At 70.9% G+C, this 22,470-nt stretch carries 22 protein-coding genes; 5 read left to right on the forward strand and 17 right to left on the reverse strand.

Annotation, left to right across the window (positions count from 1 at the left end; translation table 11 throughout):
- Positions 1 to 74 precede the first annotated feature (74 nt).
- The 7 genes from ACRDTB_RS16665 to tkt form a co-directional block, all read right to left on the reverse strand.
- Positions 75 to 1,430 carry a sensor histidine kinase gene (locus ACRDTB_RS16665; RefSeq protein ID WP_431431232.1) on the reverse strand — a complete coding sequence of 452 codons (1,356 nt, stop codon included), beginning with the start codon at positions 1,428 to 1,430 and terminating at the stop codon, positions 75 to 77.
- A gap of 335 nt (positions 1,431 to 1,765) precedes the next feature.
- The gene (gene pgl, locus ACRDTB_RS16670; RefSeq protein ID WP_431431233.1) at positions 1,766 to 2,536 is read right to left on the reverse strand and encodes a 6-phosphogluconolactonase; all 771 of its coding nucleotides are present in this window, start codon (positions 2,534 to 2,536) and stop codon (positions 1,766 to 1,768) included.
- A gap of 122 nt (positions 2,537 to 2,658) precedes the next feature.
- Entirely contained in the window at positions 2,659 to 3,651 is a 993-nt protein-coding gene (gene opcA / locus ACRDTB_RS16675) for a glucose-6-phosphate dehydrogenase assembly protein OpcA (RefSeq protein WP_431431234.1), read from the reverse strand.
- Positions 3,648 to 5,171, reverse strand: a complete 1,524-nt coding sequence (zwf, locus tag ACRDTB_RS16680) for a glucose-6-phosphate dehydrogenase (protein ID WP_431431235.1) — start codon at positions 5,169 to 5,171, stop codon at positions 3,648 to 3,650. The genes opcA and zwf overlap by 4 nt, the downstream gene beginning before the upstream one ends.
- 151 nt (positions 5,172 to 5,322) lie before the next feature.
- Entirely contained in the window at positions 5,323 to 6,954 is a 1,632-nt protein-coding gene (locus ACRDTB_RS16685; RefSeq protein WP_431431236.1) for a glucose-6-phosphate isomerase, read from the reverse strand.
- 8 nt (positions 6,955 to 6,962) lie between these two features.
- Positions 6,963 to 8,087 carry a transaldolase gene (gene tal / locus ACRDTB_RS16690; RefSeq protein WP_431431237.1) on the reverse strand — a complete coding sequence of 375 codons (1,125 nt, stop codon included), beginning with the start codon at positions 8,085 to 8,087 and terminating at the stop codon, positions 6,963 to 6,965.
- A 134-nt stretch (positions 8,088 to 8,221) separates the two neighbouring features.
- Positions 8,222 to 10,327 (reverse strand): transketolase, encoded by a 2,106-nt coding sequence (gene tkt, locus ACRDTB_RS16695; protein ID WP_431431238.1) that lies wholly within the window; start codon positions 10,325 to 10,327, stop codon positions 8,222 to 8,224.
- Between the two features lie 197 nt (positions 10,328 to 10,524).
- Between tkt and ACRDTB_RS16700 the strand changes: the two genes are divergently transcribed.
- Complete coding sequence (locus tag ACRDTB_RS16700) at positions 10,525 to 11,463, forward strand: heme o synthase (protein WP_431431288.1); 939 nt, start codon at positions 10,525 to 10,527, stop codon at positions 11,461 to 11,463.
- A gap of 147 nt (positions 11,464 to 11,610) precedes the next feature.
- Positions 11,611 to 12,015, forward strand: coding sequence for a PIN domain-containing protein (locus tag ACRDTB_RS16705; protein WP_431431290.1), 405 nt, complete (start codon positions 11,611 to 11,613; stop codon positions 12,013 to 12,015).
- 5 nt (positions 12,016 to 12,020) lie between these two features.
- Here ACRDTB_RS16705 and ACRDTB_RS16710 read toward each other — a convergent pair whose 3' ends face one another.
- The gene (locus tag ACRDTB_RS16710; RefSeq protein ID WP_431431239.1) at positions 12,021 to 12,794 is read right to left on the reverse strand and encodes an HAD-IIA family hydrolase; all 774 of its coding nucleotides are present in this window, start codon (positions 12,792 to 12,794) and stop codon (positions 12,021 to 12,023) included.
- Between the two features lie 66 nt (positions 12,795 to 12,860).
- On the opposite strand from ACRDTB_RS16710, the gene ACRDTB_RS16715 reads away from it, so the two are divergent.
- Both ACRDTB_RS16715 and ACRDTB_RS16720 read left to right on the forward strand, forming a co-directional pair.
- Positions 12,861 to 13,202, forward strand: coding sequence for an ArsR/SmtB family transcription factor (locus tag ACRDTB_RS16715; protein WP_431431292.1), 342 nt, complete (start codon positions 12,861 to 12,863; stop codon positions 13,200 to 13,202).
- Positions 13,199 to 13,708 (forward strand): SRPBCC family protein, encoded by a 510-nt coding sequence (locus ACRDTB_RS16720; protein WP_431431240.1) that lies wholly within the window; start codon positions 13,199 to 13,201, stop codon positions 13,706 to 13,708. The genes ACRDTB_RS16715 and ACRDTB_RS16720 overlap by 4 nt, the downstream gene beginning before the upstream one ends.
- Here ACRDTB_RS16720 and ACRDTB_RS16725 read toward each other — a convergent pair.
- The 3 genes from ACRDTB_RS16725 to ACRDTB_RS16735 form a co-directional block, all read right to left on the reverse strand.
- Positions 13,662 to 14,390, reverse strand: coding sequence for an HD family phosphohydrolase (locus ACRDTB_RS16725; protein ID WP_431431241.1), 729 nt, complete (start codon positions 14,388 to 14,390; stop codon positions 13,662 to 13,664). The genes ACRDTB_RS16720 and ACRDTB_RS16725 overlap by 47 nt on opposite strands.
- Positions 14,391 to 14,535: 145 nt before the next feature.
- Complete coding sequence (locus ACRDTB_RS16730; protein ID WP_431431242.1) at positions 14,536 to 15,174, reverse strand: hypothetical protein; 639 nt, start codon at positions 15,172 to 15,174, stop codon at positions 14,536 to 14,538.
- A 6-nt stretch (positions 15,175 to 15,180) separates the two neighbouring features.
- Positions 15,181 to 16,191 carry a hypothetical protein gene (locus ACRDTB_RS16735; RefSeq protein WP_431431244.1) on the reverse strand — a complete coding sequence of 337 codons (1,011 nt, stop codon included), beginning with the start codon at positions 16,189 to 16,191 and terminating at the stop codon, positions 15,181 to 15,183.
- A 167-nt stretch (positions 16,192 to 16,358) separates the two neighbouring features.
- On the opposite strand from ACRDTB_RS16735, the gene ACRDTB_RS16740 reads away from it, so the two are divergent.
- Positions 16,359 to 16,985: an FKBP-type peptidyl-prolyl cis-trans isomerase gene (locus tag ACRDTB_RS16740; RefSeq protein ID WP_431431246.1), complete on the forward strand. Its 627-nt coding sequence runs from the start codon at positions 16,359 to 16,361 to the stop codon at positions 16,983 to 16,985.
- 18 nt (positions 16,986 to 17,003) lie between these two features.
- Here ACRDTB_RS16740 and ACRDTB_RS16745 read toward each other — a convergent pair whose 3' ends face one another.
- The 6 genes from ACRDTB_RS16745 to ACRDTB_RS16770 all read right to left on the reverse strand — a co-directional run bounded on the left by ACRDTB_RS16745 (position 17,004) and on the right by ACRDTB_RS16770 (position 22,415).
- Entirely contained in the window at positions 17,004 to 17,975 is a 972-nt protein-coding gene (locus ACRDTB_RS16745) for a quinone oxidoreductase family protein (RefSeq protein WP_431431247.1), read from the reverse strand.
- A 47-nt stretch (positions 17,976 to 18,022) separates the two neighbouring features.
- On the reverse strand, positions 18,023 to 18,979 hold the full coding sequence (locus tag ACRDTB_RS16750) for an acyl-CoA desaturase (RefSeq protein WP_431431294.1): 957 nt from the start codon (positions 18,977 to 18,979) through the stop codon (positions 18,023 to 18,025).
- Positions 18,980 to 19,060: 81 nt separating this feature from the next.
- The gene (locus ACRDTB_RS16755) at positions 19,061 to 20,032 is read right to left on the reverse strand and encodes a COX15/CtaA family protein (protein WP_431431249.1); all 972 of its coding nucleotides are present in this window, start codon (positions 20,030 to 20,032) and stop codon (positions 19,061 to 19,063) included.
- A gap of 61 nt (positions 20,033 to 20,093) precedes the next feature.
- Positions 20,094 to 20,870, reverse strand: a complete 777-nt coding sequence (locus ACRDTB_RS16760) for an ABC transporter permease (RefSeq protein ID WP_431431251.1) — start codon at positions 20,868 to 20,870, stop codon at positions 20,094 to 20,096.
- Positions 20,870 to 21,805 carry an ABC transporter ATP-binding protein gene (locus ACRDTB_RS16765; RefSeq protein ID WP_431431252.1) on the reverse strand — a complete coding sequence of 312 codons (936 nt, stop codon included), beginning with the start codon at positions 21,803 to 21,805 and terminating at the stop codon, positions 20,870 to 20,872. Before ACRDTB_RS16765 ends, ACRDTB_RS16760 begins: the two co-directional genes overlap by 1 nt.
- A gap of 10 nt (positions 21,806 to 21,815) precedes the next feature.
- Positions 21,816 to 22,415 carry a DUF6058 family natural product biosynthesis protein gene (locus ACRDTB_RS16770; RefSeq protein ID WP_431431253.1) on the reverse strand — a complete coding sequence of 200 codons (600 nt, stop codon included), beginning with the start codon at positions 22,413 to 22,415 and terminating at the stop codon, positions 21,816 to 21,818.
- Positions 22,416 to 22,470 lie beyond the last annotated feature (55 nt).

Consider the following 22,470-nt stretch of genomic DNA (forward strand, 5'->3'; position numbering starts at 1 on the left):
CGCCCTTCTCCGTACGTGTGGAGCGGGCCCCGGCAGCCGGTGAGGGGGGAGGCCAGCTGCCGGGGCCCGGGCTGTCAGCCGGCCAGTGGGTACGTGGCCGACACGCGGAACCCGCCTTCGGAGGTTGGTCCCGCCTGGAACGTGCCGCCAAGGAGCCCCGCTCGCTCCCGGAGGCCGATCAGTCCGTGCCCGCCGGACGGCAGCGTCGGCTGCCGGGCGCCCGCCCGGCCGTTGCGCACCTCGACGACGAGCGTGTCGTGCTGAGCCATCACCTTCACCGACGCGCGAGCGCCGGCCGCGTGCTTGCGGATGTTGGTCAGGGCCTCCTGCACCGTCCGGTACACCGCGTGCGACACCGAACGCGGTAACCGGGACGGCACGGCCTTGACGTCCAACGCCACCGGCACCGCCTCACTGCGGAAATTGCGCACCAGGTCGCCGAGCTCGGCCAGGCCGGGCTGCTGCTTCTCGCTGTCCTCCGAGCGCAGCACGCCGACCAGGCTGCGCAGCTCCTCGAGCGTGCGGGTGGACAGGCGGCGGATGGTCGTCGCGGTCTCCTTCGACTCCTGGTCGTTCGACGCCACCTGCAGTGCCCCGGCCTGCATGGCGATGAGCGTGACCTGGTGGGAGACGACGTCGTGCATCTCCCGCGCCAGTTTGGTCCGCTCGGCGGCTCGCACGGTCTCCGCGTACAGCGCCTTCTCCCGCTCCCGGCTGTTGGCCAGGTCGGTGATCCGCTCGGAGAGCTCCTTGCGCGCGGTGATCAACAGGCCGATGGCCACCGGCATGCCGGCCACGATGACGCCCCAGATCACGTCGAGGGCATGCTCGCGCCACGTCATGATGACGAACTCTTCGAGCGGCCAGATGATGAAGTAGCAGCAGAACACCAGGATCGAGCTGACCACCAGCTGCCAGCCCCAGCCGCGGCGCTTGGCGAGCGTGCCGAGCGCGAGCATCGCGGCGAGCTGCGACCAGCCGGTGAGGAAGCCGGGCACGGTCACCAGCACGGCCAGGAACGGCACGTGCCGGCGCATGACCATGGCGGCCACCGCGGCACCGGAAAGCCATAGGGAGTACCCGGGGGCCTCCTCGGGGATCACCAGCCACACGTCGAGCACGGCGAGCACGACCGCGACGACGTCGGAGGCGATGTTCTTGGCACGCTCGCTCGCCCGGAAGGCGGTGACCCAGCGCGGGAGCGCACGGTTGATGAGCCGGGGGCGGGGAATGAGCCGGAACTCGTCGATCGGCGAGACGAGCGGTGACGCAGCCAGGTCACTACCTCCTGTCTGGGTACTAGCCTCTCCCTCGGCGGCGGAGTCTCGCACGGGCGGCTCGCGGTTGCCGCCGCGTTGTCGCGGCAGCTGCATCCCGGCGAGCACACTGTGGCGGGCTGTGGCAGGGTGGTGCTGTTGCCGTGGCGACATGGTCGACCTCCCTCCGGAGAGTTGCTCCGCACTATTGAAGACAGAAGCATCGTCCGTTTGGGACGTTTCATTACAGATAACTGTGCTGGAGCAAATCACCAGTTACCGGTTTGCGTCATTCGGACGTGCGTGGACGCCGAATCGAGGAGTATGACTGGTCCGGTCGGGTGAGCGTATTTTTGCAGCTCATCGGGGATGGGACGGCCGTCCGAAAATGGATTCGCTCCATTTTGTGGCGATAATTCGACGTCCCTGTCGTCATTTCCGCACCGAATCTCGGGAGCCGGCCGATGAGTCGGCCGTCGACTCGGCTGTTGACTCCGCGGCCGAGGGCGTCAGGCCAGCGGAGGAGAGGACATCCCGGGGGCCTTCGCGGCCGCGGCCCGGTCCAGCAGCCACAGCGTGCGCCGCTGTCCCCGCGCGCCGGCGGCCGGCAGGGCCACCTCGCCGGCGCCGCCCAGGGCCATCGCCACTGCCGCGGCCTTGCTCTCGCCGGTCGTGACGAGCCAGACCTCCGCGGCCCGGCGGATCGCGGGCAGCGTCAGGCTTATCCGCACCGGCGGGGGCTTCGGGCACCCGTGCACGGCGACGACCGAGCGCTCGGTCTCGTAGACCGCCGGCGAGCCCGGGAAGATCGACGCCGTGTGGCCCTCCTCGCCGACCCCCAGCAGGCACACGTCGAAGCTCGGCACCGGGTAGTGGTCCTCCGGCTGCGCGGCCGCGGCCAGGAGCTCCGAGTACGCCTCGGCGGCCGTCTCCGGCGTCTGCCCGGCGTCCGACGGGGCCATCGCGTGCACCCGGGACCGGTCCACCGGCACGTGGTCCAGCAGGGCCGCGCGCGCCTGCGTCTCGTTGCGGTCCGGGTGGCCGGACGGCAGGAAGCGCTCGTCCCCCCAGTAGATGTCCATCCGGGACCAGTCGACGGCGTCCCGGGCCGGCGCCGCGCGCAGCTGCTCCAGCACGGCGACGCCGGTACGGCCGCCGGTCAGCACCACCGACGTCCAGCCGCGGGCGGCCTGGGCGTCGACCAGGCGGGTCACCAGGCGTGCCGCAGTCGCCGCCGCCAGCAGCTCCGGGCTGCGGTACGCGACGATCTGCGTGGCCATGACTGTTCCGCCTCTCCGGAATTCAAACTTGCGGTTGCGTTGGGGATGGAGGGTTCTGTTTGGTCACGTACTTGTGGCTGGTTTGCGTCACGTTCCCCTGAGGTGCGGTTGGCAACGGGGTGTCATGTCTTGGTCCCGGCCTTGGCCTTCGGTTTGGCCGGTGTCTTGGCGGACTTCGTGGCGCTGCTCGTGCGGGCGCGCCGCTCGACCTTGCCCAATCCCTTCAGCGCCAGCTCGTAGATCTCGTCCGCGTCGAGGCGGCGCAGCTCCTCGGCGAGGCAGTCGCGCACCGGGCGGCGCTGGAGAGCCACGCGCCGGGCCGGCTGGCCCGGCTGCGTCAGCTCGCCGACCGTCCCATCCGGACGGTGCAGCTCGACCGCGCCCGACTTGCGCTCCAGCTCGACCTTCACGATGCCCTCGCCGTAGCGGGCCCGCTGGCGTCGCACCGGCAGCCGCAGCCGCGACGCCAGCCACGCCGCGAGCAGGTCCGCCGACGGCGAGTCGCCCTCGCCGGTCACCGTGGCCGCGGTGACCCGCTCGTACGGCGGCAGGTCCAGCGCGGACGCGAGCACCGCGCGCCACAACGTGAGCCGGGTCCACGCGAGATCCGTATCACCGTCCACATAGGACTTGACGCGTGCTTCCAGGGCCTTGCTCGGGTTCCGGGACGCCGCCGAGTCGGTGATCCGCCGCGTGGCGAGCCGGCCGATCGGGTCCTCCGCCGGCACGGGCGGCGCCTCGAACGGCCACCACGCCACGATCGGTGCGTCCGGCAGCAGCATCGGCACCACGCACGAGGCGCCCTCGTTCGCGAGCGCGCCGTACAGCCGCAGCACCACGACCTCGCTCGCACCCGCGTCGCCGCCCACGCGGATCTGGGCGTCCAGCCGCGTCGCCGCCTTCTTCGCGCCGCGCGCCACCACGATCACCCGGCACGGGTGCTCACGGCTCGCGTGGTTGGCCGCGTCGATGACCTCCTCGGTGCGCTCGCTGTCGTCGGTGACGATCACCAGCGTGAGCACGCGGCCGATCGTGTTCGCGCCACCCTGTTCCCGCAGGGTCACGAGCTTGCTGTTCACCTGTGACGTCGTGGTGGCGGGCAGGTCGATGATCACGGACGCCTCCAGTGCCGGCCGGTGCGGGTGAGCATCTTCGTGGCCGAGTCGGGTCCCCACGTGCCCGCCGCGTAGGGCTCGGGCCGCCCACTCGCGTGCCACGACTTGATGACCGGGTCGAGGATCTCCCAGGACCGCTCGACCTCGTCGTTCATCGGGAACAGCGACGGCTCGCCGAGCAGCATGTCCAGGATCAGTCGCTCGTAGGCCTCGGGCGAGGACTCGGTGAACGAGTGGCCGTAGCTGAAGTCCATGTTGACGTCCCGGACCTCCATGGTGGAGCCGGGCACCTTCGAGCCGAACCGCATGGTGACACCCTCGTCCGGCTGGACCCGGAACACCAGCGCGTTCTCGCCGAGCTCCTCGGTGGCCGTCTTGTCGAACGGCAGGTGCGGGGCGCGCTTGAACACGACGGCGATCTCGGTGACCCGCCGGCCCAGCCGCTTTCCGGTACGCAGGTAGAACGGCACGCCCGCCCAACGGCGGGTCTCGACAGCGAGCTCGATCGCGGCGAAGGTCTCGGTGGTCGAGTCCTTCGCGAAGCCCTCCTCGTCGAGCAGGCCGGGGACCTTCTGCCCGCCCTGCCAGCCGCCGGTGTACTGGCCCCGCGCGGTCGTCTCCGAGTACGGGCCGAGCGTCTTGGTGGCGGCCAGGATCTTCGCCTTCTCCGCGCGGACGGCCTTGGGGTCGAAGGAGATCGGCTCCTCCATCGCGGTCAGCGCGAGCAGCTGGAGCAGGTGGTTCTGGATCACGTCGCGCGCGGCGCCGATGCCGTCGTAGTACCCCGCGCGGCCGCCGAGGCCGATGTCCTCGGCCATGGTGATCTGCACGTGGTCGACGTAGTTGCCGTTCCAGATGGGCTCGAAGAGCTGGTTCGCGAAGCGCAGCGCCAGGATGTTCTGCACGGTCTCCTTGCCGAGGTAGTGGTCGATGCGGAACACCGACTCCTCGGGGAAGACGTCGTTGACGATCTTGTTCAGCTGCTTGGCGCTCGCCAGGTCGTGGCCGAACGGCTTCTCGATGACCACCCGCCGCCACTGGTCCGGCGTGGGCGCCGCCAAGCCCGTGCGGGCCAGCTGCTTGATCACCTTCAGGAACGCGGCCGGCGGGATCGACAGGTAGAACGCGTGGTTGCCGGCCGTGCCGCGAATGCGGTCGAGGTCGGTGACCGTGGTGACCAGGTTGTCGAACGCGCCGTCGTCGTCGAACGAGCCCTGCACGAACCGGCAACCCTCGGCCAGCCGGTCCCAGACCGACTGGCGGAACGGGGTCCGCGCGTGCAGCTTGACCGCGTCGTGCACGACCTGCCCGAAGTCCTCGTCGGCCCAGTCCCGCCGGGCGAAGCCGACCAGCGAGAAGCCCGGTGGCAGCAGGCCCCGGTTGGCCAGGTCGTAGATCGCCGGCATCAGCTTCTTGCGCGACAGGTCGCCGGTGACGCCGAAGATCACCAGGCCGCACGGCCCGGCGATCGTGGGCAGCCGCTTGTCCCGCTCGTCACGCAGCGGATTCTGCCAAGTCATCCCGCCTCCCCGGATTTAACCCTTGTGGTCGCGTTGGGGGACGAGAGGTTCTGTTGGGTCACGTACTTGTGGCTGGTTTGCGTCACGTTCCCCTGAGGTGCGGTTGGCAAGCGCTCGGGTTGATTTGACCTTGGGGCTGACGCAAAGAGTGTCATGCGCCTACCTCCTGAATCGCGTTGACCAGGTGGGCCAGGCCGGCGGGCCGGTCGGTGAGGTGCAGCCGCAGCACCGGGCGCCCGTGCTCACGCAGCACCTGGCCGTCGCCGATCGCCTGCGCGCGCTGGAGCGTGCCCAAGGTGTACGGCCGGCCCGGCACCTTCAGGTCGTCGGTGACCGCGCCGGTGAGCTGGAGGAACACGCCGTTCTGGTGACCGCCCTTGTGGTACTGGCCGGTCGAGTGCAGGAACCGCGGGCCCCAGCCGAACGTGGTCTGCACGCCCGTGCGCCGGGCGAGCTCGCCCCGCAGCACCACCGTGGACGCGTCGGCGATCCGGTCGAGGTAGGCCTGCACGGCGAGGTAGCCGAAGTCCGGGATGGTGCCGAGGAACGCGGTGAGCGCCCCGGCCAGCGTGCTCGTGCCCGCCGGCAGCAGGCCCTCCGGTGCGAACACCTCGACCGGACCGTCCACGAAGGACGCGGCCGTGGTGTCCGCGGACGGTGCGTCCAGCAGCGAGCGGGCCGCCTGCTTCGCCGCCTCGACGTCGGGCTGGTCGAACGGGTTGATCGCGAGCAGCCGCCCGGCGATCGCGGTGGCGGTCTCCCACAGCAGGAACAGCCCGCCGAGCGTGCCCTCGGTGGCCAGCAGGACGCCCTTCGGTGGCGGGCCGATGGCGACCGCCGTGGCGTCCTCGCGGGCGTCGGCGAACCCGGGGCTGTCCGGGCCCTCCACCACGACCGGCAGCAGCCCGGTGCCGTTCTTGCCGGTGGACTCGGCGATCAGTTGCTCGGCCCACTCGCCGAAGCCCGTGATGTCCGAGCCGGTGTCGGCCAGCACGATCTTCTCCGCGCCGCGGGTGTGTGCGGCGCCGAGCGCGGCGGCCAGCAGGATCGCCGGGTTGTCCTCGACGTCGCTCGCGAGCTTGGGCGCGGTGACGTGTGCCTCGTCGAGGAGCGTGCGGAGGTCGGCGCCGGCGAGACCGGCGGGCACGAGGCCGAACGCGGTGAGCGCCGAGTAGCGCCCGCCCACGTGCGGGTCGGCCCGGAACACCTTGCGGTAGCCCGCTTCCGTGGCCGCCTTCTCCAGCGGCGAGTCCGGGTCGGTGACCACGACGATCCGCGACGCGGCGTCGATGCCCGCCGCGGTGAACGCCTCGGTGAAGATCCGCCGGTGGCTGTCGGTCTCCACCGTGGACCCCGACTTCGACGACACGACGAGCACCGTGCGCGCCAGGTCGCCCTCCAACGCGTCGGCGACCTGGCCGGGGTCGGTGGTGTCGAGGACGACCAGCGGCACGCCCGCGGTGTTCGTGATCACCTCGGGGGCGAGCGACGAGCCGCCCATCCCGGCGAGCACGACGCGGTCCAGGCCCTCGGCCCGCAGCTCGTCGCGCAGCGCCTCGACCTCGCGGACGACCGGCACCGAGGTCTCGTCCAGGGTCGTCCAGGACAGGCGGATCGACGCCTCGGGCTCCGCCTCCGGACCCCACAGCGTGGCGTCCTGGGCGAAGAGCCGGGACGCCACCTTCTCCGCGACCAGCTGCCCGATCAGCGGCATGGCCTCGGCCAGCAACCGCTCCTGCGCCGTCCCGGCCGGCTCCGCGGGCCGTTCGTCCGGCTGTGTCATATGTGTGATCAGCTCCCTGTCGGGTTTGTCGTCGCTGCCTTCAGTTGGCCGTCGACCGTCTCGAGGAGCTCCAGCCACGACTTCTCGAACTTCTCCACGCCCTCCCGTTCGAGCGTGACGAAGACGTCGGCGACGTCGATCCCGGTCGCGGACAGGGCGTCGAACAGCTGCTGGGCCTCGCCCGCGGTGCCGGTCACCGTATCGCCGTCGATCTTGCCGTGGTCGGCGACCGCGTGCAGCGTGTTCTCCGGCATCGTGTTGACCGTGTCGGCCACGACGAGCTCGTCGACGTACATCGTGTCGGCGTAGTCGGGGTTCTTCACGCCCGTGGACGCCCACAGTGGACGCTGCGGCTTGGCGCCCGCGGCGGCCAGCGCCTGCCAGCGCTCGGTGCCGAAGACGTCCTGGAACGCCGCGTAGGCCAGCCGTGCGTTGGCCACGGCCGCCTTGCCCCGCAACGCCTTCGCCTCGTCCGTGCCGATCGCGTCCAGCCGCTTGTCCACCTCCGTGTCCACACGGGACACGAAGAACGACGCGACCGAGGCGAGCGTCGAGATGTCGTGCCCGTTCGCCTTCGCCTGCTCCAGGCCGGCGAGGAACGCGTCCATCACCTCGCGGTAGCGCGCGGGCGAGAAGATCAGCGTGACGTTGACGCTGACGCCCTCGGCGAGCGTGCGGGTGATCGCCGGCAGGCCCGCCTTCGTGGCGGGGATCTTCACCAGCAGGTTCGGCCGGTCCACGGTCTTGGCCAGGTCCAGCGCCTCGGCGACGGTCTTGTCCGTCTCGTTCGCGAGCCGCGGGTCGACCTCGATGGACACCCGGCCGTCCACGCCGCCGGTGGCCTGCCACACGTCGCGGAACAGGTCGCAGGCGTTGCGGATGTCGGTCGTGGTGATCTCCTTGACCGCGGCGGAAAGCGACGCGCCGCGGGCGGCGAGCTCGCGGACCTGGTCGTCGTAGTCAGCCGCGCCGGAGAGCGCCTTCGCGAAGATGGTCGGGTTGCTGGTGACGCCGACGACGTGCTTGTCGCGGACCAGCCCGGCCAGGTTGCCGGTGGTGAGCCGCCGCCGGGACACGTCGTCGAGCCAGATGGAGACTCCAGCCTCGGACAGCGTAGCGAGATTGTCGCTCATACTTGTTCCGCCTCCCCGGAATTAACCCTTGTGGTCGCCTTCGGTTGGCGCCCTTCGCTTCGGCGCGTGCTTGTGGCTGGGTTGCGTCCCGTTCTCCTTGGGTGCGGTCGGGAGCCGCACGGCTCAATCACTGGTCACCCCTCCGTTCGCTGTAGTGAGTTGCGGGCGGCGGTCACGACCGCGTCGGACGTGAAGCCGAACTCGCGGAACAGTGTCTGGTAGTCCGCCGACGCGCCGAAGTGCTCGATCGACACGACCTCACCCGCGTCACCGACGAACCGGTGCCACGGCTGCGCGACGCCGGCCTCCACGGCGACCCGCGTCCGCACGGACGGCGGCAGCACCTCGTCGCGGTAGGGCTCGTCCTGCGCGTCGAACCATTCGACGGACGGCATCGAGACCACCCTCGTGGGAACGCCGTCGGCCTCGAGGATCTTCCGTGCCTCGACCGCCAGCTGCAGCTCCGAGCCGGTGCCGATGAGCACCACCCGCGGCGTCCCGCCGGACGCGTCCGCGAGCACGTAGCCACCCCGCCGCACGCCCTGCGCGGCCAGGTCCTTCGTGCCCTCCAGCACCGGCAGGCTCTGCCTGGTCAGTGCCAGGCCGACCGGGTGGGACGACTGCTCGAGGATCGCCCGCCACGCGGCCGCGGTCTCGTTGGCGTCGCCCGGGCGGAGCATCACCAGGCCCGGGATCGCCCGCAGCGCGGCGAGGTGCTCGATCGGCTGGTGGGTCGGGCCGTCCTCGCCGAGGCCGATCGAGTCGTGCGTCCACACGTAGGTGACCGGCAGCTGCTGCAGTGCCGCGAGCCGCACCGCCGGTCGCATGTAGTCGCTGAACACCAGGAACGTGGCGCCGTACGGGCGGGTCGGGCCGTGCAGCACGATCCCGTTGAGGATCGAGCCCATCGCGTGCTCGCGGACGCCGAAGTGCAGCGTGCGCCCGTACGGGTTGGCGTTCCATTCCTTTGTGGACGCCTGGTGCGGGCCGAAGGAGTCGGCCCCCTTCATGGTGGTGTTGTTGCTCTCCGCCAGGTCCGCGGAGCCGCCCCACAGCTCGGGCAGGGCGTCCGCGAGCGCGCTCAGCACCTCGCCGGACGCCTTGCGGGTGGCCATGCCCTTCGGATCCGGGTCCCAGGCGGGCAGCTTCTCGGCCCAGCCGGCCGGCAGCCGGTAGGCGGTGGCCCGGTCGAGCAGCTCCCTGCGCTCGGGGTTGGCCCGCGCCCAGGCGTCGAACGCGACCTCCCACTCGGCACGGGCCTGCTTGCCGCGCTCGGCCACCATCCGGGTGTGGGCCAGCACCTCGGGCTCGACCACGAACTTCCGGTCCGGGTCGAAGCCGAGGATCTTCTTGACCGCGGCGACCTCGTCCGCGCCGAGCGCGGAGCCGTGCGACTTGCCGGTGTTCATCTTGTTGGGCGCCGGGTAGGCGATGACCGTCCGGAGCAGGATGAACGAGGGCCGGGTCGTCTCCGCCTTCGCGGCCTCGATGGCGGCGAGCATGCCGGTGACGTCCTCGCCGCTCTCCACGACCTGGACGTGCCAGCCGTACGCCTCGTAGCGCTTGGCGGTGTCCTCGGAGAGCGCGATGTTCGTGTCGTCCTCGATGGAGATCTTGTTGTCGTCGTAGATCACCACGAGGTTGCCGAGCTCCTGGCGGCCGGCGATCGAGGACGCCTCGGAGGACACGCCCTCCTCGATGTCGCCGTCGGAGGCGATCACGTAGACGAAGTGGTCGAAGACACTCCTGCCCGGGGCGGCGTCGGGATCGAACAGGCCCCGCTCGCGCCGGCTGGCCATGGCCATGCCGACCGCGGAGGCGATGCCCTGCCCGAGCGGTCCGGTGGTGATCTCGACACCCTTGGTGTGGCCGTGCTCGGGGTGGCCGGGCGTCGTGGAGCCCCACTTGCGCAACGCCTTGATGTCCCCGATCTCCATGCCGTAGCCGGAGAGGAAGAGCTGCAGGTAGAGCGTGAGGCTGGAGTGGCCGGCGGAGAGCACGAAGCGGTCCCGGCCGATCCAGTCGGGGTCGTTGGGGTCGTGGCGCATGACCCGCTGGTAGAGGGCGTAGGCCGTCGGCGCGAGGCTCATGGCCGTGCCGGGGTGGCCGTTGCCCGTCTCCTGCACCGCGTCCGCGGCCAGGACCCGGATCGTGTCGACCGCGCGGGTGTCGAGATCCGTCCAGTCTTCCGGGACGTTCCGGGCGGTCAGGCGGGCGAGTTCGTCACTGCTGATGGACACGGACCAAGGCTCCCATTGAGTCGACTGCGTGGACGTGCGAGCGGCTCGCGAGTCGCGGCCCCTCGACCGGTCGACGCGCGCGTCTCACCTCGTAGTACCTCGTCAGCGCCCAAGACTAACGAAGCCACCCGAGGGCGGCCGGTCATGGTCGCGCGGCTACGATTCAGCTGTTGCCGAGACTGACGATGGGGAGCTCCATGCCGCCGGTGAGCGTTGCCGCCGATGCCGCTCGCGGCACGCGTCGCCGCAGGGACGTGCTGCTGGCGTACATCGCGCTGACCAAGCCGCGGATCATCGAGCTGCTCCTGGTCACGACGGTGCCGGCCATGATGCTCGCGGCGCGCGGGATCCCGTCGCCGTGGCTGGTGTTCGCCACGCTGTTCGGCGGGACCATGGCGGCCGGCTCGGCCAACGCGCTGAACTGCGTCGTGGACGCCGACATCGACGCGGTCATGAAGCGCACCCGCTCGCGCCCGCTGCCCAGGCACCGCGTGCCGGTGCGCAACGCTCTGGCCTTCGGCGTGCTCCTCGGCGTCGGTTCGTTCGCCTGGCTCTGGCCGACGACGAACCTGCTGGCCGCGTCCATGGCGGTCGGCGCGATCCTGTTCTACGTCTTCGTCTACACGATGTTCCTCAAGCGACGGACCGCGCAGAACATCGTGTGGGGCGGCGCGGCCGGCTGCATGCCGGTGGTCATCGGCTGGTCGGCGGTGACCGGGTCGGTCGAATGGCCCGCGCTGGTCATGTTCGGCGTGATCTTCTTCTGGACGCCGCCGCACTTCTGGGCCCTGGCGATGAAGTTCCGCGACGACTACGCCCGGGCCGGCGTGCCGATGCTCCCGGTGGTGACCACCGCGGAGCGCGTGGTGCGCCAGATCATCACGTACTCGTGGGTGATGGTCCTGTGGACCTTCCTCCTCGTCCCGGCGACGGGCTGGGTGTACGCGACGTTCGCGGCCGTGTCCGGCGGCTGGTTCCTCGTGGTGGCACACCGGCTCTACGCGGCGGTGCGGCGAGGCGAGCCGGGCAGGCCGATGCGGCTGTTCCACATGTCGAACACGTACCTGATGTTGGTGTTCGTCGCGCTCGCCGTGGACTCCGCCCTCGGCCTCCCGGTCATCGGCTGGCCGTTCTGACCCGGGCCGTACACTGAGCGACGTGGACACGCCGCGGCCGGCATGGATCGGGGCGGGTCACCTGGGACCTGATTTCGCATCCCGCGCAAAGGAGACGCTCCGCGACAAGCTGGGCCAGCGAGACGCGTGATCCTTGTCGACGCGGGCGTGCTCATCGCCCTCTACAACGCCGACGACGACTTCCATGACCGCTGCGTCGAACTGTGGGATCAGTCGCGTACGCACTTTCTGGTCTCGCCGTTGGTGGTGACCGAGGTCTCCTATTTCCTGGCGCGGGACCGCAGTCCGGAGGTCGAGGCATCCTTCCTGGAGTCATTTGCCGCCGGGCATGTGGTGCTCGCCAAACCGACGGAGCGGGACATGAACCGCATGGCCCGAGCTGGTGCGTCAGTACGCCCACCTGACGAAAGCCGGTCTCGGCGGGGCGGACGCATCCATCGTCGCGTTGGCCGAGCGGCTGCGGATCATGGAGATCGCCACGGTCGACCGGCGGCACTTCGGTCGTCCGCCCGGCGCACTGTGCAGCCTTCCGATTGTTCCCCGAGGGGCTGATGCCGTCAGGTCAGCTCGTCCAGCAGGGCCGGTAGGTCGGCGAAGGAGTCGATCACGTGGTCCGGCTGGTCGTCGGACGCGTCGAGCCTCCGCTGCTGGAACTTGCCCGTCCGGACGAGTACGCCGGTCAGGCCCGCGCGCTGGGCGGCCAGTACGTCCGTGTCCAGGTCGTCGCCGACCATCACCGCGTCGGCCGCCGGGGTGCGCAGGCCGAGCAGTGCCGTCTCGAAGAACTCCGGGGCCGGCTTGCCCACCACGGTCGCCTCGACACCCGCCGCCTGCTCCAGGCCGACCAGGAACGCGCCACCGTCCAGCCGCAGGCCGTCCTCGGTACGCCAGTACAGGTTGCGGGCCATCGCCACCAGCGTGGCGCCCCGCTGCAGGTGGTGGTACGCCGCGTTGAGCGTCGCGTAGTCGAACTCCGGCCCCGCCCCGCCGACCAGCACGACGTCCACGGTGGACGCATCGGGCGGGGCGAGCGTCAGCCCGGTCAGGTCTTCGAGAATGTCGCCGCTGTTCAGCAGCAGACACCGGGCGCCGGGGTGGTGCTCGACGAGGTACCCGGACGTCACGGCCGGCGCGGTGAACACGTCCCGCAGCCGCACCCGGAACCCGCCGTCGGCAAGCGCGCCGGCGATCCACGCGCGGGTGCGCGAGGTCGTGTTCGTCACCAGTGCGTACGGGACGCGCAGCCTGTTCAGTGCCTCGACCGCACCGGGCAGCGGCTTCCACGACAGGGTCAGCACGCCGTCGATGTCGATCAGGACCGCCGCGACCATGGCGCCCACGGTAGTTGACTTTCCACCGACCACTCCATTACCGTCCGGTTATTGAACCTGGAGGTGATGGAGCTGACCGCGACCCTCGACCGGCTGGACGCGACGTTCGCCGCGCTCGCGGACCCCACCCGGCGCGCCATCCTCGCGCGGCTCGCGCGGGGCGAGGCCTCGGTGAAGGAGCTGGCCGAGCCCTTCGACATGACGCAGCCGGCGATCTCCAAGCACCTCAAGGTCCTCGAACGCGCCGGCCTCGTGTCCCGCGGCCGCGACGCGCAACGCCGCCCATGCCGCCTCGAGGCCGAGCCACTGCGCGACGCGGCCGAGTGGCTCGTCGGTTACCGACGGTTCTGGGCCGAGAGCTACGAACGACTCGAGTCGCTGCTCGGCGACCTACAGGAGGAACGATGATCGTCACCACGCCGACCGACCGCGAGATCGTGCTCGCCAAGGAGTTCGCCGCCCCGCGCCGCCTCGTGTTCGAGGCACACACCAGGCCCGAGTTGCTCAAGCGGTGGTTCGGCCCGCACGGCTGGCGCCTCGCCGTCTGCGAGATCGACCTGCGCCCCGGCGGCGCCTGGTACTACCTGCTGCACGGCCCCCGCGGCGCGCGGATGACCCTGCGCGGCACATACGTCGAGATCGCCGCGCCGGAGCGGATCGTCACCACGGAGTCCAATGTGGACTGCGAGGCCCGTGCCGACCACGAGACGCTCGCCACCGTCGTGCTCACCGAGCACGCGGGGCGCACCACGCTGACCAACACCGTCCGCTTCCCCACACGGGAGATCCGCGACGCCGTCCTCGCCTCCGGTATGGAACACGGCGTCGCCGAGGGCTTCGAGCGCCTCGCCGACCTGCTGGTCGTACTCAGTGACCCGGCCGGGAAGGCGCGGGCGGTCCGGGCAGGCCGATGATGCCGAGCGCGGTCACCGCGTCCAGCAGCTGCGCCACGTCGTGGTCGTCCAGCGACTCGCGGATGTGCTGCCACAGCATCAGGTTCGTCGTCGCCCAGGTCGAGTAGGCGGCCGCCGCGTCCGGGTTGTAGAAGTAGTAGCCGGCGTCGTGCGCGGTCTGCTGCTCGCCGAGGATCTTGTCGGCCAGCTCGCGCAGGGTGATGCCGTTCTCCGCGAGGTAGCGGTGCGACAGCATCACCGGCGTCACGGGCAACGCCTTGAACAGCGTGTCGGCGTCGGAGAGGGCCTGCGCCTCCACGGAGATGTCCGGACCGCGGTTGGCCATCTCCGCCTCGACCACGATGTCGTCGATCCACCGCGCGGTCCCCGGCACCACGCCGGCACGGGCCAGCATGTCCATCCGCAGCGGCGCGCCGGCGGCCGCGGCCGAGTTGCGCCGTACGAGGTAGTTCACGTCGTGCACCAGGGCCGCGGTCTCCACGACGCTGACCTCGGCGCCGTTGGACCGGGCGAACTGCACGGCCTTGGAGCGGACGAAGCTCACGTGGTGCCAGCCGTGGAACGGCAGCCGTCCGGCGTAGCGCACACACAGGCGCCGAACCTGCGCGTCGACGCTGGCCAACGCCCCCGGCGGTACGGCCGGCGCGGCCGTGCGTACCGGTGCGATGTCCTCCGTGTGCATCGAGCCTCCCCAGCGACCGTGCCAGTTGGCATGGTTGCCCGGCTGATGGTAAACGCCGCACGCGGCCCGTGTCTGCTCTCGGGAAGCCTCCAGATGTCTGATGTAGGCCGGGTCAAGATCGTGTCAGTGCCGTTTCAGAGCCGTGTCAGAGCCGGCTGGCCAGGTTTCCCAGCCGGGCCTCGACCGGCACGTGCCGGTGGCTCTCGTGGGTGTCGGGGTCGTAGGACAGGCTCCACGGCGTGACCTCGCGGGACTTCACGAGGAACGTCATGGTGCCCTCGGCCGCACGCGGGATGCGGTGGAAGTCCGACGCGAGCAGGAAGGCGGTCGCGCCGACCGGGCACGGCGTCCTGGTCACCAGCTCGGCCGAGTTGATCAGCTTGCTGCCGGGGGTCATCGTCGCCGCGTAGCGTTCGTGCAGGTAGCCACCGCGCAGGATCGTCGTGCAGAAGTGGTAGCGGTGGTTGTGCACGGAGTCGGCGTAGCCCTGCCGCCAGTCCCGCTGCTCCTTGTACTCGTGCAGCCAGAACGTGAACGGCTCACCCGGCACGTCGCGCAGGCACCAGGCGAAGTGGGTCGTCGTCTCGCGCGAGCGGCTGATGACGGCCGCGGCCTTCTCGTCGGGTAACTCGAGCAGGTGGTGCCGCAGGTTGGCACGCAGCCCCGGCTGGTCGGCCCAGGGCTCGAACCACTCGTCCACGGTGTCCCAGCGGTTTGACAGGTCGAACTCGGCCGCGCTCAGCTGCTCGGCCAGTTCGCCCAGCGCGTCGACCCGGTGAGGCACGAGACATCAGCTCCCCAACTCGGCGGTGACGGAGAACTCCCGGAGGAGGTTGTAGAACTCGCCGTTCAGCTCGAGGAACTTCTCCTCGGACAGCGGCGTGCCGGTGATCTTCTGGAACTGCTCGATGAAGTCCTCACGCGAGGTGTTCGGCGTGATCTCCAGGTGGTGCGCGTGCTGTGACGCGGAGATCCGGGCGAACTCGGCGCGTTCCATGTTGTAGATGAACGAGCCCTCGGAGAAGCGCAGCGTGCGCGGGAACTCGGCGGTGGCCCGGACGTCGCTGTAGAGGGTCACCCAGACGCTGTCGTCGAAGATCTCCAGCCGGTCGATCGGCGGGTCGGAGATCACGGTGACCTCGAGCCTGCTGCACCGGCTGCGGGCGAGGTACAGGCCGACGAGCCCGATGTGGATCTCCTCGTGCAACCGGTCGTAGACCGTGTCGTAGTCGGCGTCGGTCGCGGAGTGCCGCAGCAGGTACCGGGCCCGGCCACTGATCCCGCTGGCGTTGCGCGGGTCGGCGATCACGGCCCGGAACTCCCACTCGGCCTTCGACAGCAGTAGCCGCGCGGCCGCGTGCCGGCCGGAGAAGCCGCGGAACAGGTACTGCCGGGCGTGGTGGAGGTCCTGCATCAGCAGCCGGTTCAGCGCCGGGTTCGGCTCCGCGGTCGGCTCGAAGATGTGGGTGGGGAAGAACTCCTGGTTCATCGAGCGGTATTCGGCGGAGAGGTCGTGGAGCGCTTGGCGGCTCTCGTCGATGAGCGGGGTGAGCATCGCGCGCTGGGTGGCGCTCGCCGTGATGAGTGTTTGGCCGAAACCGACGATCGCCGATACCAGGGTGCCGGTGGCCACGGCGGTGAGCAGGTTCTTTCCCAAACCGGGAGCCATGCCGCTGGTGGCGATCATCGCCACGCCCGAAGTCACCAACAAGATCAGGAGTAGGAGGCCGGTTCTCGTCCAGAAGATCTCTTGAATCGGGTTCTTGCGGAGGCCCTTGGCTTCCGCGGGCAAGGTATTCACCTCCTTGGCGGGCGCCCGATCGGACGAATGCTCTGTGTATTTGAACGAGCGCGGGGAGTTACTCTACCTTTGCCGGATGGTCGCGAGAAATAGGCGAAACGAGTGACCGGCACAGTTGCCGATAGCCGCCGCCCGCCGCCGGAACGCGCCCTTTAAGCTCGCGAACCATGCGCAACGTGAGCAAGATCCTCGTCGCGGTGGTGGCGTCGGTCGCGACCCTCGCCGGGTGCGTCAGCAGCGACCAAGCGTCCACCGAACCGCCCGGGGACACCGTGAGCTTCCCACCACCGAGCTCGCCGGAGGAGACGGAAGAGACGACGGCGCCACCAGAGTCGACGACCAGCGCGCCGCGGAGCTCGGGCGTCAGCACGGCGGTGGAGTGCACGGCGGACGACATCGAGGTCACCGGTGCGGCCGGCCAGCACCCGCGGATCACCGTGCCGCAGAACTGCTCCGCGCCGACCAAGCTGGTCGTGGAGGACCTGACACCGGGCACCGGTCCGGCGGCCGCCGAGGGTGCCCAGCTGCAGGCTCACTACGCGCTGACCGCCTGGTCCACCGGCCAGGAGGTGGAGACCTCGTACCCGCCGTCCGGCCAGGGGCCGCTGGACGTGCCGACCGTGGGGTCCGGGCTCATCGAGGCGTGGAACCAGGGGCTGGTGGGCATGAAGCAGGGCGGCCGGCGGCTGATCGTCGCGCCGCCGGAGCTGGCCTACGCGGGGTCCGGCAACGAGCTGGAGAACGAGACGCTGGTGTTCGTCATCGACGCCGTGAAGGTCACGCCGGCGGCTTAGACCGAGTGAGCCGGCGGATCACGGGATGAGCAGGAGCTTCCCGGTGGTCCGCCGGCCTTCGAGATCCTCATGGGCCTTGCGGGCGTCCGCGAGTGGGTAGCGGGCGCCGATCCGGATGTCGATGCGGCCGGCGGAGATCGCGGAGAACAGCTCGTCGCAGCGCCAGCGGTACTCCTCGGTCGTCGCGAGGTGGTGGGCGAGCATCGGCCGGGTGAGGAACAGCGAGCCGCCGGTGTTGAGCCGCTGCGGGTCGACCGGTTGCACCGGGCCACTGGCCTGGCCGAACAGCACCAGCATGCCGCGCGTGGCGAGGCAGTCCATGCTGCGGTCGAACGTGTCCTTGCCGACGCCGTCGTAGACCGCGGCGACGCCCACGCCGCCGGTGATCCGGTCGATCTCCGCCGCGAAGTCGGTCTCGGTGTAGCGGATGACCTCGTCCGCGCCGGCGGACCGGGCGAGCTCCTCCTTCTCCGCGGTGGACACCGTGCCGATCACCTTGCCGCCACGGGACTTCGCGGCCTGGACGAGCAGCAGCCCCACCCCGCCCGCAGCCGCGTGGACGAGCACGGTGTCGCCGGGCTTCACCGGGTAGGTCGACGTCACGAGGTAGTGGGCGGTCAACCCCTGCAGCATCGCGGCCGCGGCGACCTCGTCGTCGATCCCGGCGGGAACGGCGAACGCCTTGTCGACCGGCACCACGGCCTGCTGCGCGTAGGAGCCCGCCACGTCGGCCCAGGCGACGCGGTCGCCGACCGAGAAGTCGGTGACGTCCGGGCCGACCGCGCGCACCACGCCCGCGCCCTCGTTGCCCGGCGTGAACGGCAGATCCTTCGGGTAGAGCCCACGCCGGTGGTAGGTGTCGAGGTAGTTGACGCCGGCCGCGGCGACGTCGACCAGCAGCGCCCCGGGGCCAGGCGCCGGCACGTCGACCTGCGTGAACTCCAGCATCTCCGGCCCGCCGGTGGCGCGTACCACGACCGCGTCTACCACGTTGTCCTCCGCGTTGGTCCAGCGTTCGTCCAGGCCTGTACGGGACCTTATCCCGCTGCGGTCACCCTTTTCGCGGCGAGCCGTTCGGGCCTCGGCCAGCGGACCGCGGTGGCCCAGCCGAGCTTCTCGAAGATCCAGATGAGCCGCGCGGAGATGTCGAGCTGTCCACGCAGCACGCCGTGCCGGGCACCGGTCGGGTCCGCGTGGTGGGAGTTGTGCCAGGACTCGCCCATGGAAAGGATCGCGAGCGGCCAGAAGTTCGCCGCCTTGTCCCGGCTCGCGAACGGCCGCGATCCGACCATGTGGCAGATCGAGTTGACCGACCAGGTCACGTGGTGCAGGAAGGCCACCCGCACGAACCCGGCCCAGAACAGCGCGGTGACCCCACCCCACACCGACCACGTGATGAGCCCGCCGAGAACGCCCGGCAGCGCCAGGGTGACCACGGTCAGGGGCATGAAAAGCCGGTCCAGCACGCGGATGTCGCGGTCGGCGAGCAGGTCGGGGGCGAAGCGGTCGACGTTGGTCTGGTCGCGTTCGAAGAGCCAGCCCATGTGCGAGTGCCAGAAGCCCTTCGCGATGGCGCGTGCGGACGTGCCGAACAACCAGGGGGAGTGCGGGTCGCCCTCGCGGTCGGAGAAGGCGTGGTGGCGGCGGTGGTCGGCGACCCAGGCGATGACCGAGCCCTGCGAGGCCAGCCCGCCGGCGACGGCCAGCGCGATCTTCAGCGGGCGCTTCGCCTTGAAGGAGCCGTGGGTGAAGTGGCGGTGGTAGCCGACGGTCACGCCGAGAGCGGAGACCACGTAGAAGGCGGCGGCGAGACCGACATCGGTCCAGCCGAGCCCCCACCCCCACAGCATCGGAACGGCCGCGACCAACGCGAGGAACGGGATGAGGATGAACAACTTGACGACGAACGCCTCCGGCAGCGAGCGCCGGCGACCGATCAGGGGTTTCGACTGGGGACGGGGTTCTTCGCGCGTCGGCGACAGAGTGGCGGTGATGGTGTTCGACCTCGTAACTTGGCCGGGACGCGGCCTGTCAACGCAACCTACGGTTACGTAGCCGTAGGCTCGTGGTCCACGTTAAGTCGTCTGGGGCTCCGGCGCTACTGTCGCGGTCCGGTCCGTACGCGGATGCGCCGTCCGGCCGTCACCGCGGACCCCGCACCACAGCGAGGCCGTGGCGACGATGACCGCCATGGCGCCGAGCACGTGCAGTGACACGAGCAGCTCCGGCACGCCGGTCCAGAACTGCACCAACCCGATGGTGCCCTGCGCGAGCACCACGCCGACCAGCACCTGGTAGCGGCGCCAGGGCGGGTTCGTGACGCCGCGCAGCCAGAAGCCGAGCAGCACGAGGGAGCCGAGGAACGTGTAGAGGGCCGCCGCGTGCACGTGGGCCAGGGTCTCGACCGGGATGCCGAGCCGCGGGGTCTGCGGGTCGCCGCCGTGCGGGCCGGCGCCGGTGACCATGGTGCCGGTGACGAGGATCCCGGCGAGGAGCGCGGTCTGGACGTAGAGCCAGGTCTCGACGGTCCGGCTGCGCGCACCCGGGCGGGCGTCCGCGCGCGGCACGGCGTGCACGAGCAGCGTCGCGAGCCACACCATCACCGTGGACGCGAGGAGATGGATGGCGACGGTCCACCAGACGAGGTCCAGGCGGACGGTGATCCCGCCGAGCCCGGCCTGGATCACGACACCGACGGGCATCGCGACCGCGAGGCGGAGGTAGCGCCGGTCGCGCGGCTTGTTCAGCACGGCGAGGACGAGCGCGACGCCCGCGACGATCCCGACGATGCCCGTGAAGAGGCGGTTGCCGTACTCGATCCACTGGTTGAGCGTGGCGTACTCGGGGTGCGAGACCGGCACCATGCTGCCGGGGAAGCACTCGGGCCAGGTGGGGCAGCCGAGCCCGGACCCGGTGACCCGCACGATAGCGCCGGTCATCGCGATGAGCGCCTGCGTGGCGACGACCGTGATCGCGACCCCCAGCTGCAGCCGGCGGCCGGGACTGGGCAGGCGGTCGACGCGAGCCTTCACGGAATCGAACGGCACCGTCCGATCGTAGGCAACCCGGGTCGAGGGCCCTGGTCGGACCCGTGCCGGCCCGTGCCGGTCAGGACAGCTTCGTGGTGCGCGTGGCCACGAGCGCGGCGACCGCGCCCCAACCGGCCAGAACCGCGACGGCAGACCAGCCTGGCGCTTCTCCGTCCACGAGCGCCACGCGCAGGCCCTCGGCGAGCGCACCCGACGGCAGCAGGCCGATGACGGTCCCGAGCGCGTCGGGCATCGAGGCCGCCGGGACCGCGATGCCACCGGCCAGCAGCAGGACGAACCACACGATGTTCGCCAGCGCCAGCACGACCTCGGCCTTCAGGGCGCCGCCGAGCAGGACGCCCAGCGCGCCGAAGGCGAGGGTGCCCAGGACCACGAGCAGGACCGCCCAGCCGACCCCCGCCGCCGACGGGGACCAGCCGAGGAGCACCGCCACCACGCCGAGCACCACGAGCTGCACGGCCACGATCACGACACCGGCGATCACGCGGCCGCCGACCAGCAGCCAGCGGGGGAGCGCGGTCGCGGCGAGACGCTTGAGGACGCCGTAGCGGCGGTCGAACCCGAGTGCGATGGCCTGGCCGGTGAACGCGGACGACATCACCGCGAGCGCGAAGATCCGGGGCGCCACCGAGTCGATGCGCGGCTGCGGCACGGGGAAGACGTCGAGCACGGTCAGGCCGACCAGGAGCGCGAGCGGGATCAGCAGTGTCAGCAGGACCTGCTCGCCGTTGCGCAGGGTCAGCAGCGCCTCGGTCCGCGCGTGGACGGCGAGCATGCGGCCGACCCGGCCGCGGCCGGGTGCCGGGGTGAACGTGCCGGCCGGGAACGTGGTCATCAGCGCAGTTCCCGTCCCGTCAGGTCGAGGAAGACGTCCTCCAGGCTGCGGCGGCCCACGTGCAGCTCCTCGGCCAGCACGCCCTCCTGCGCGCACCACGCGGTCACCGCCGACACCACCTCGGGGTCCACCTTGCCCGACAGCAGGTACGCGCCCGGTGTCGGCTCGTCGATCCGGCTGCCGGCCGGCAGTGCGGCACAGAGCTTGCTCGTGTCCATGCCCGGCCGGGCACGGAACCGCAGCTGCGCCACGTCCGGCTGCTCGGTCGTGAGCTGGCGCGGGCTGCCCTCGGCCACCACGCGGCCGCGGTCGATGATCACCACGTGGTCGGCCAGCTCCTCGGCCTCCTCCATCGCGTGCGTCGTGAGCAGCACCGAGACGCCGTCCGCCCGCAGCGCGGTCACCAGCTCCCACACCAGCCGGCGTGCCTGCGGATCCAGGCCAGCCGTCGGCTCGTCCAGGAACATCAGCTCCGGGCGGCCCACCAGCGCGCACGCCAGCGACAGCCGCTGCTGCTGGCCGCCCGACAACCGCTTGTACGGCGTGCGCCGCGCGGAGCCGAGGCCGAGCACGTCGATCAGCCACGCCGGGTCGATCGGGTTCGCCGCGCACGCCGCGACCAGGGCCAGCATCTCCTCGGCCCGCACGCCCGGGTACGCGCCACCGCCCTGCGGCATCACGCCGATCCGTGGGCGCAGCCGCTCGCCGTCCGTGGCCGGATCGAGGCCGAGCACGCGCACCGAACCCGCGTCGCGGCGCCGGAAACCCTCGCAGATCTCGATCGTCGTGGTCTTCCCCGCGCCGTTCGGGCCCAGCAACGCGAGCACCTGGCCGGATTCGAGGCGAAGGTCCAGCCCGTCCACCGCGACGGTCGCCCCGAAGCGCCTGACCAGTCCCGACACGTCAACGGCGGGAACAGGGGTGCTGGCGCTCACGACGGTAAGGCTATGACGTGGCGTCCACCATCGGCTCGCGAGCCTCCTCGAACGCGGCCGGGAACCGTTCCCGCACGCGGTCGATGTGCCGGATCCGGCTGGTATCGCCCCAGCGCTGCCGGTCGAACTCGGTGAACGGCCGCTCGAGTGAGTCGAGGGCGTCCACCGTGGTGCGTAACTCCGAGCGCCACGCGGGATCGTCCTCGTGGGGCGCGGTGACCAGCTGCTCGATCCGGCGGACCAGCCTGTTCTTCCCCGCCATCGACTCCGGCGTGACCGAGCGCAGGCACACGCCGAACTGGCCGCTCAGGTAGCCCGCCCAGTCCTCGTCGGCATCGGCGGTCGCCGGCGGTCCCGCGGCGGCCAGGTACCGGGCACGGAAACGCGCGGGCAGCGCGTCGACCCCGCCCGCCTCGTCGACCAGCGCGAAGTAGTCGGGCGGGTAGCGGGCCTCACCGGAGGGCAGCTCGTAGGTGGCCTTCGGTAAGCGGCCACCGGCGATCAGCGCACGGATCTCGGCGACGCTCTCGGCGCGGCCCTCGCAGAGCTCGTCCAGCGTCCGGTACTCGCTGAGCACGTAGCGGATGTCGGACTCGGTGAAGGTGACCATGCACCGCACGTTAGGCGAGGGCACCGACAATTCCGGGTCGCCGAGGTTCCTGTCC

It is taken from the genome of Actinophytocola sp. (assembly GCF_050699935.1).
Classification (GTDB): Bacteria; Actinomycetota; Actinomycetes; order Mycobacteriales; family Pseudonocardiaceae; genus Actinophytocola.

Excerpts from the sequence above, each read along its gene's own strand:
- ACRDTB_RS16665 (WP_431431232.1), bottom strand. The coding sequence starts at position 1,430 with ATGTCGCCACGGCAACAGCACCACCCTGCCACAGCCCGCCACAGTGTG.
- pgl (WP_431431233.1), bottom strand. The coding sequence starts at position 2,536 with ATGGCCACGCAGATCGTCGCGTACCGCAGCCCGGAGCTGCTGGCGGCG.
- zwf (WP_431431235.1), bottom strand. The coding sequence starts at position 5,171 with ATGACTTGGCAGAATCCGCTGCGTGACGAGCGGGACAAGCGGCTGCCC.
- ACRDTB_RS16685 (WP_431431236.1), bottom strand. The coding sequence starts at position 6,954 with ATGACACAGCCGGACGAACGGCCCGCGGAGCCGGCCGGGACGGCGCAG.
- tal (WP_431431237.1), bottom strand. The coding sequence starts at position 8,087 with ATGAGCGACAATCTCGCTACGCTGTCCGAGGCTGGAGTCTCCATCTGG.
- ACRDTB_RS16700 (WP_431431288.1), top strand. The coding sequence starts at position 10,525 with ATGCCGCCGGTGAGCGTTGCCGCCGATGCCGCTCGCGGCACGCGTCGC.
- ACRDTB_RS16710 (WP_431431239.1), bottom strand. The coding sequence starts at position 12,794 with ATGGTCGCGGCGGTCCTGATCGACATCGACGGCGTGCTGACCCTGTCG.
- ACRDTB_RS16715 (WP_431431292.1), top strand. The coding sequence starts at position 12,861 with ATGGAGCTGACCGCGACCCTCGACCGGCTGGACGCGACGTTCGCCGCG.
- ACRDTB_RS16720 (WP_431431240.1), top strand. The coding sequence starts at position 13,199 with ATGATCGTCACCACGCCGACCGACCGCGAGATCGTGCTCGCCAAGGAG.
- ACRDTB_RS16725 (WP_431431241.1), bottom strand. The coding sequence starts at position 14,390 with ATGCACACGGAGGACATCGCACCGGTACGCACGGCCGCGCCGGCCGTA.
- ACRDTB_RS16740 (WP_431431246.1), top strand. The coding sequence starts at position 16,359 with ATGCGCAACGTGAGCAAGATCCTCGTCGCGGTGGTGGCGTCGGTCGCG.
- ACRDTB_RS16760 (WP_431431251.1), bottom strand. The coding sequence starts at position 20,870 with ATGACCACGTTCCCGGCCGGCACGTTCACCCCGGCACCCGGCCGCGGC.
- ACRDTB_RS16770 (WP_431431253.1), bottom strand. The coding sequence starts at position 22,415 with ATGGTCACCTTCACCGAGTCCGACATCCGCTACGTGCTCAGCGAGTAC.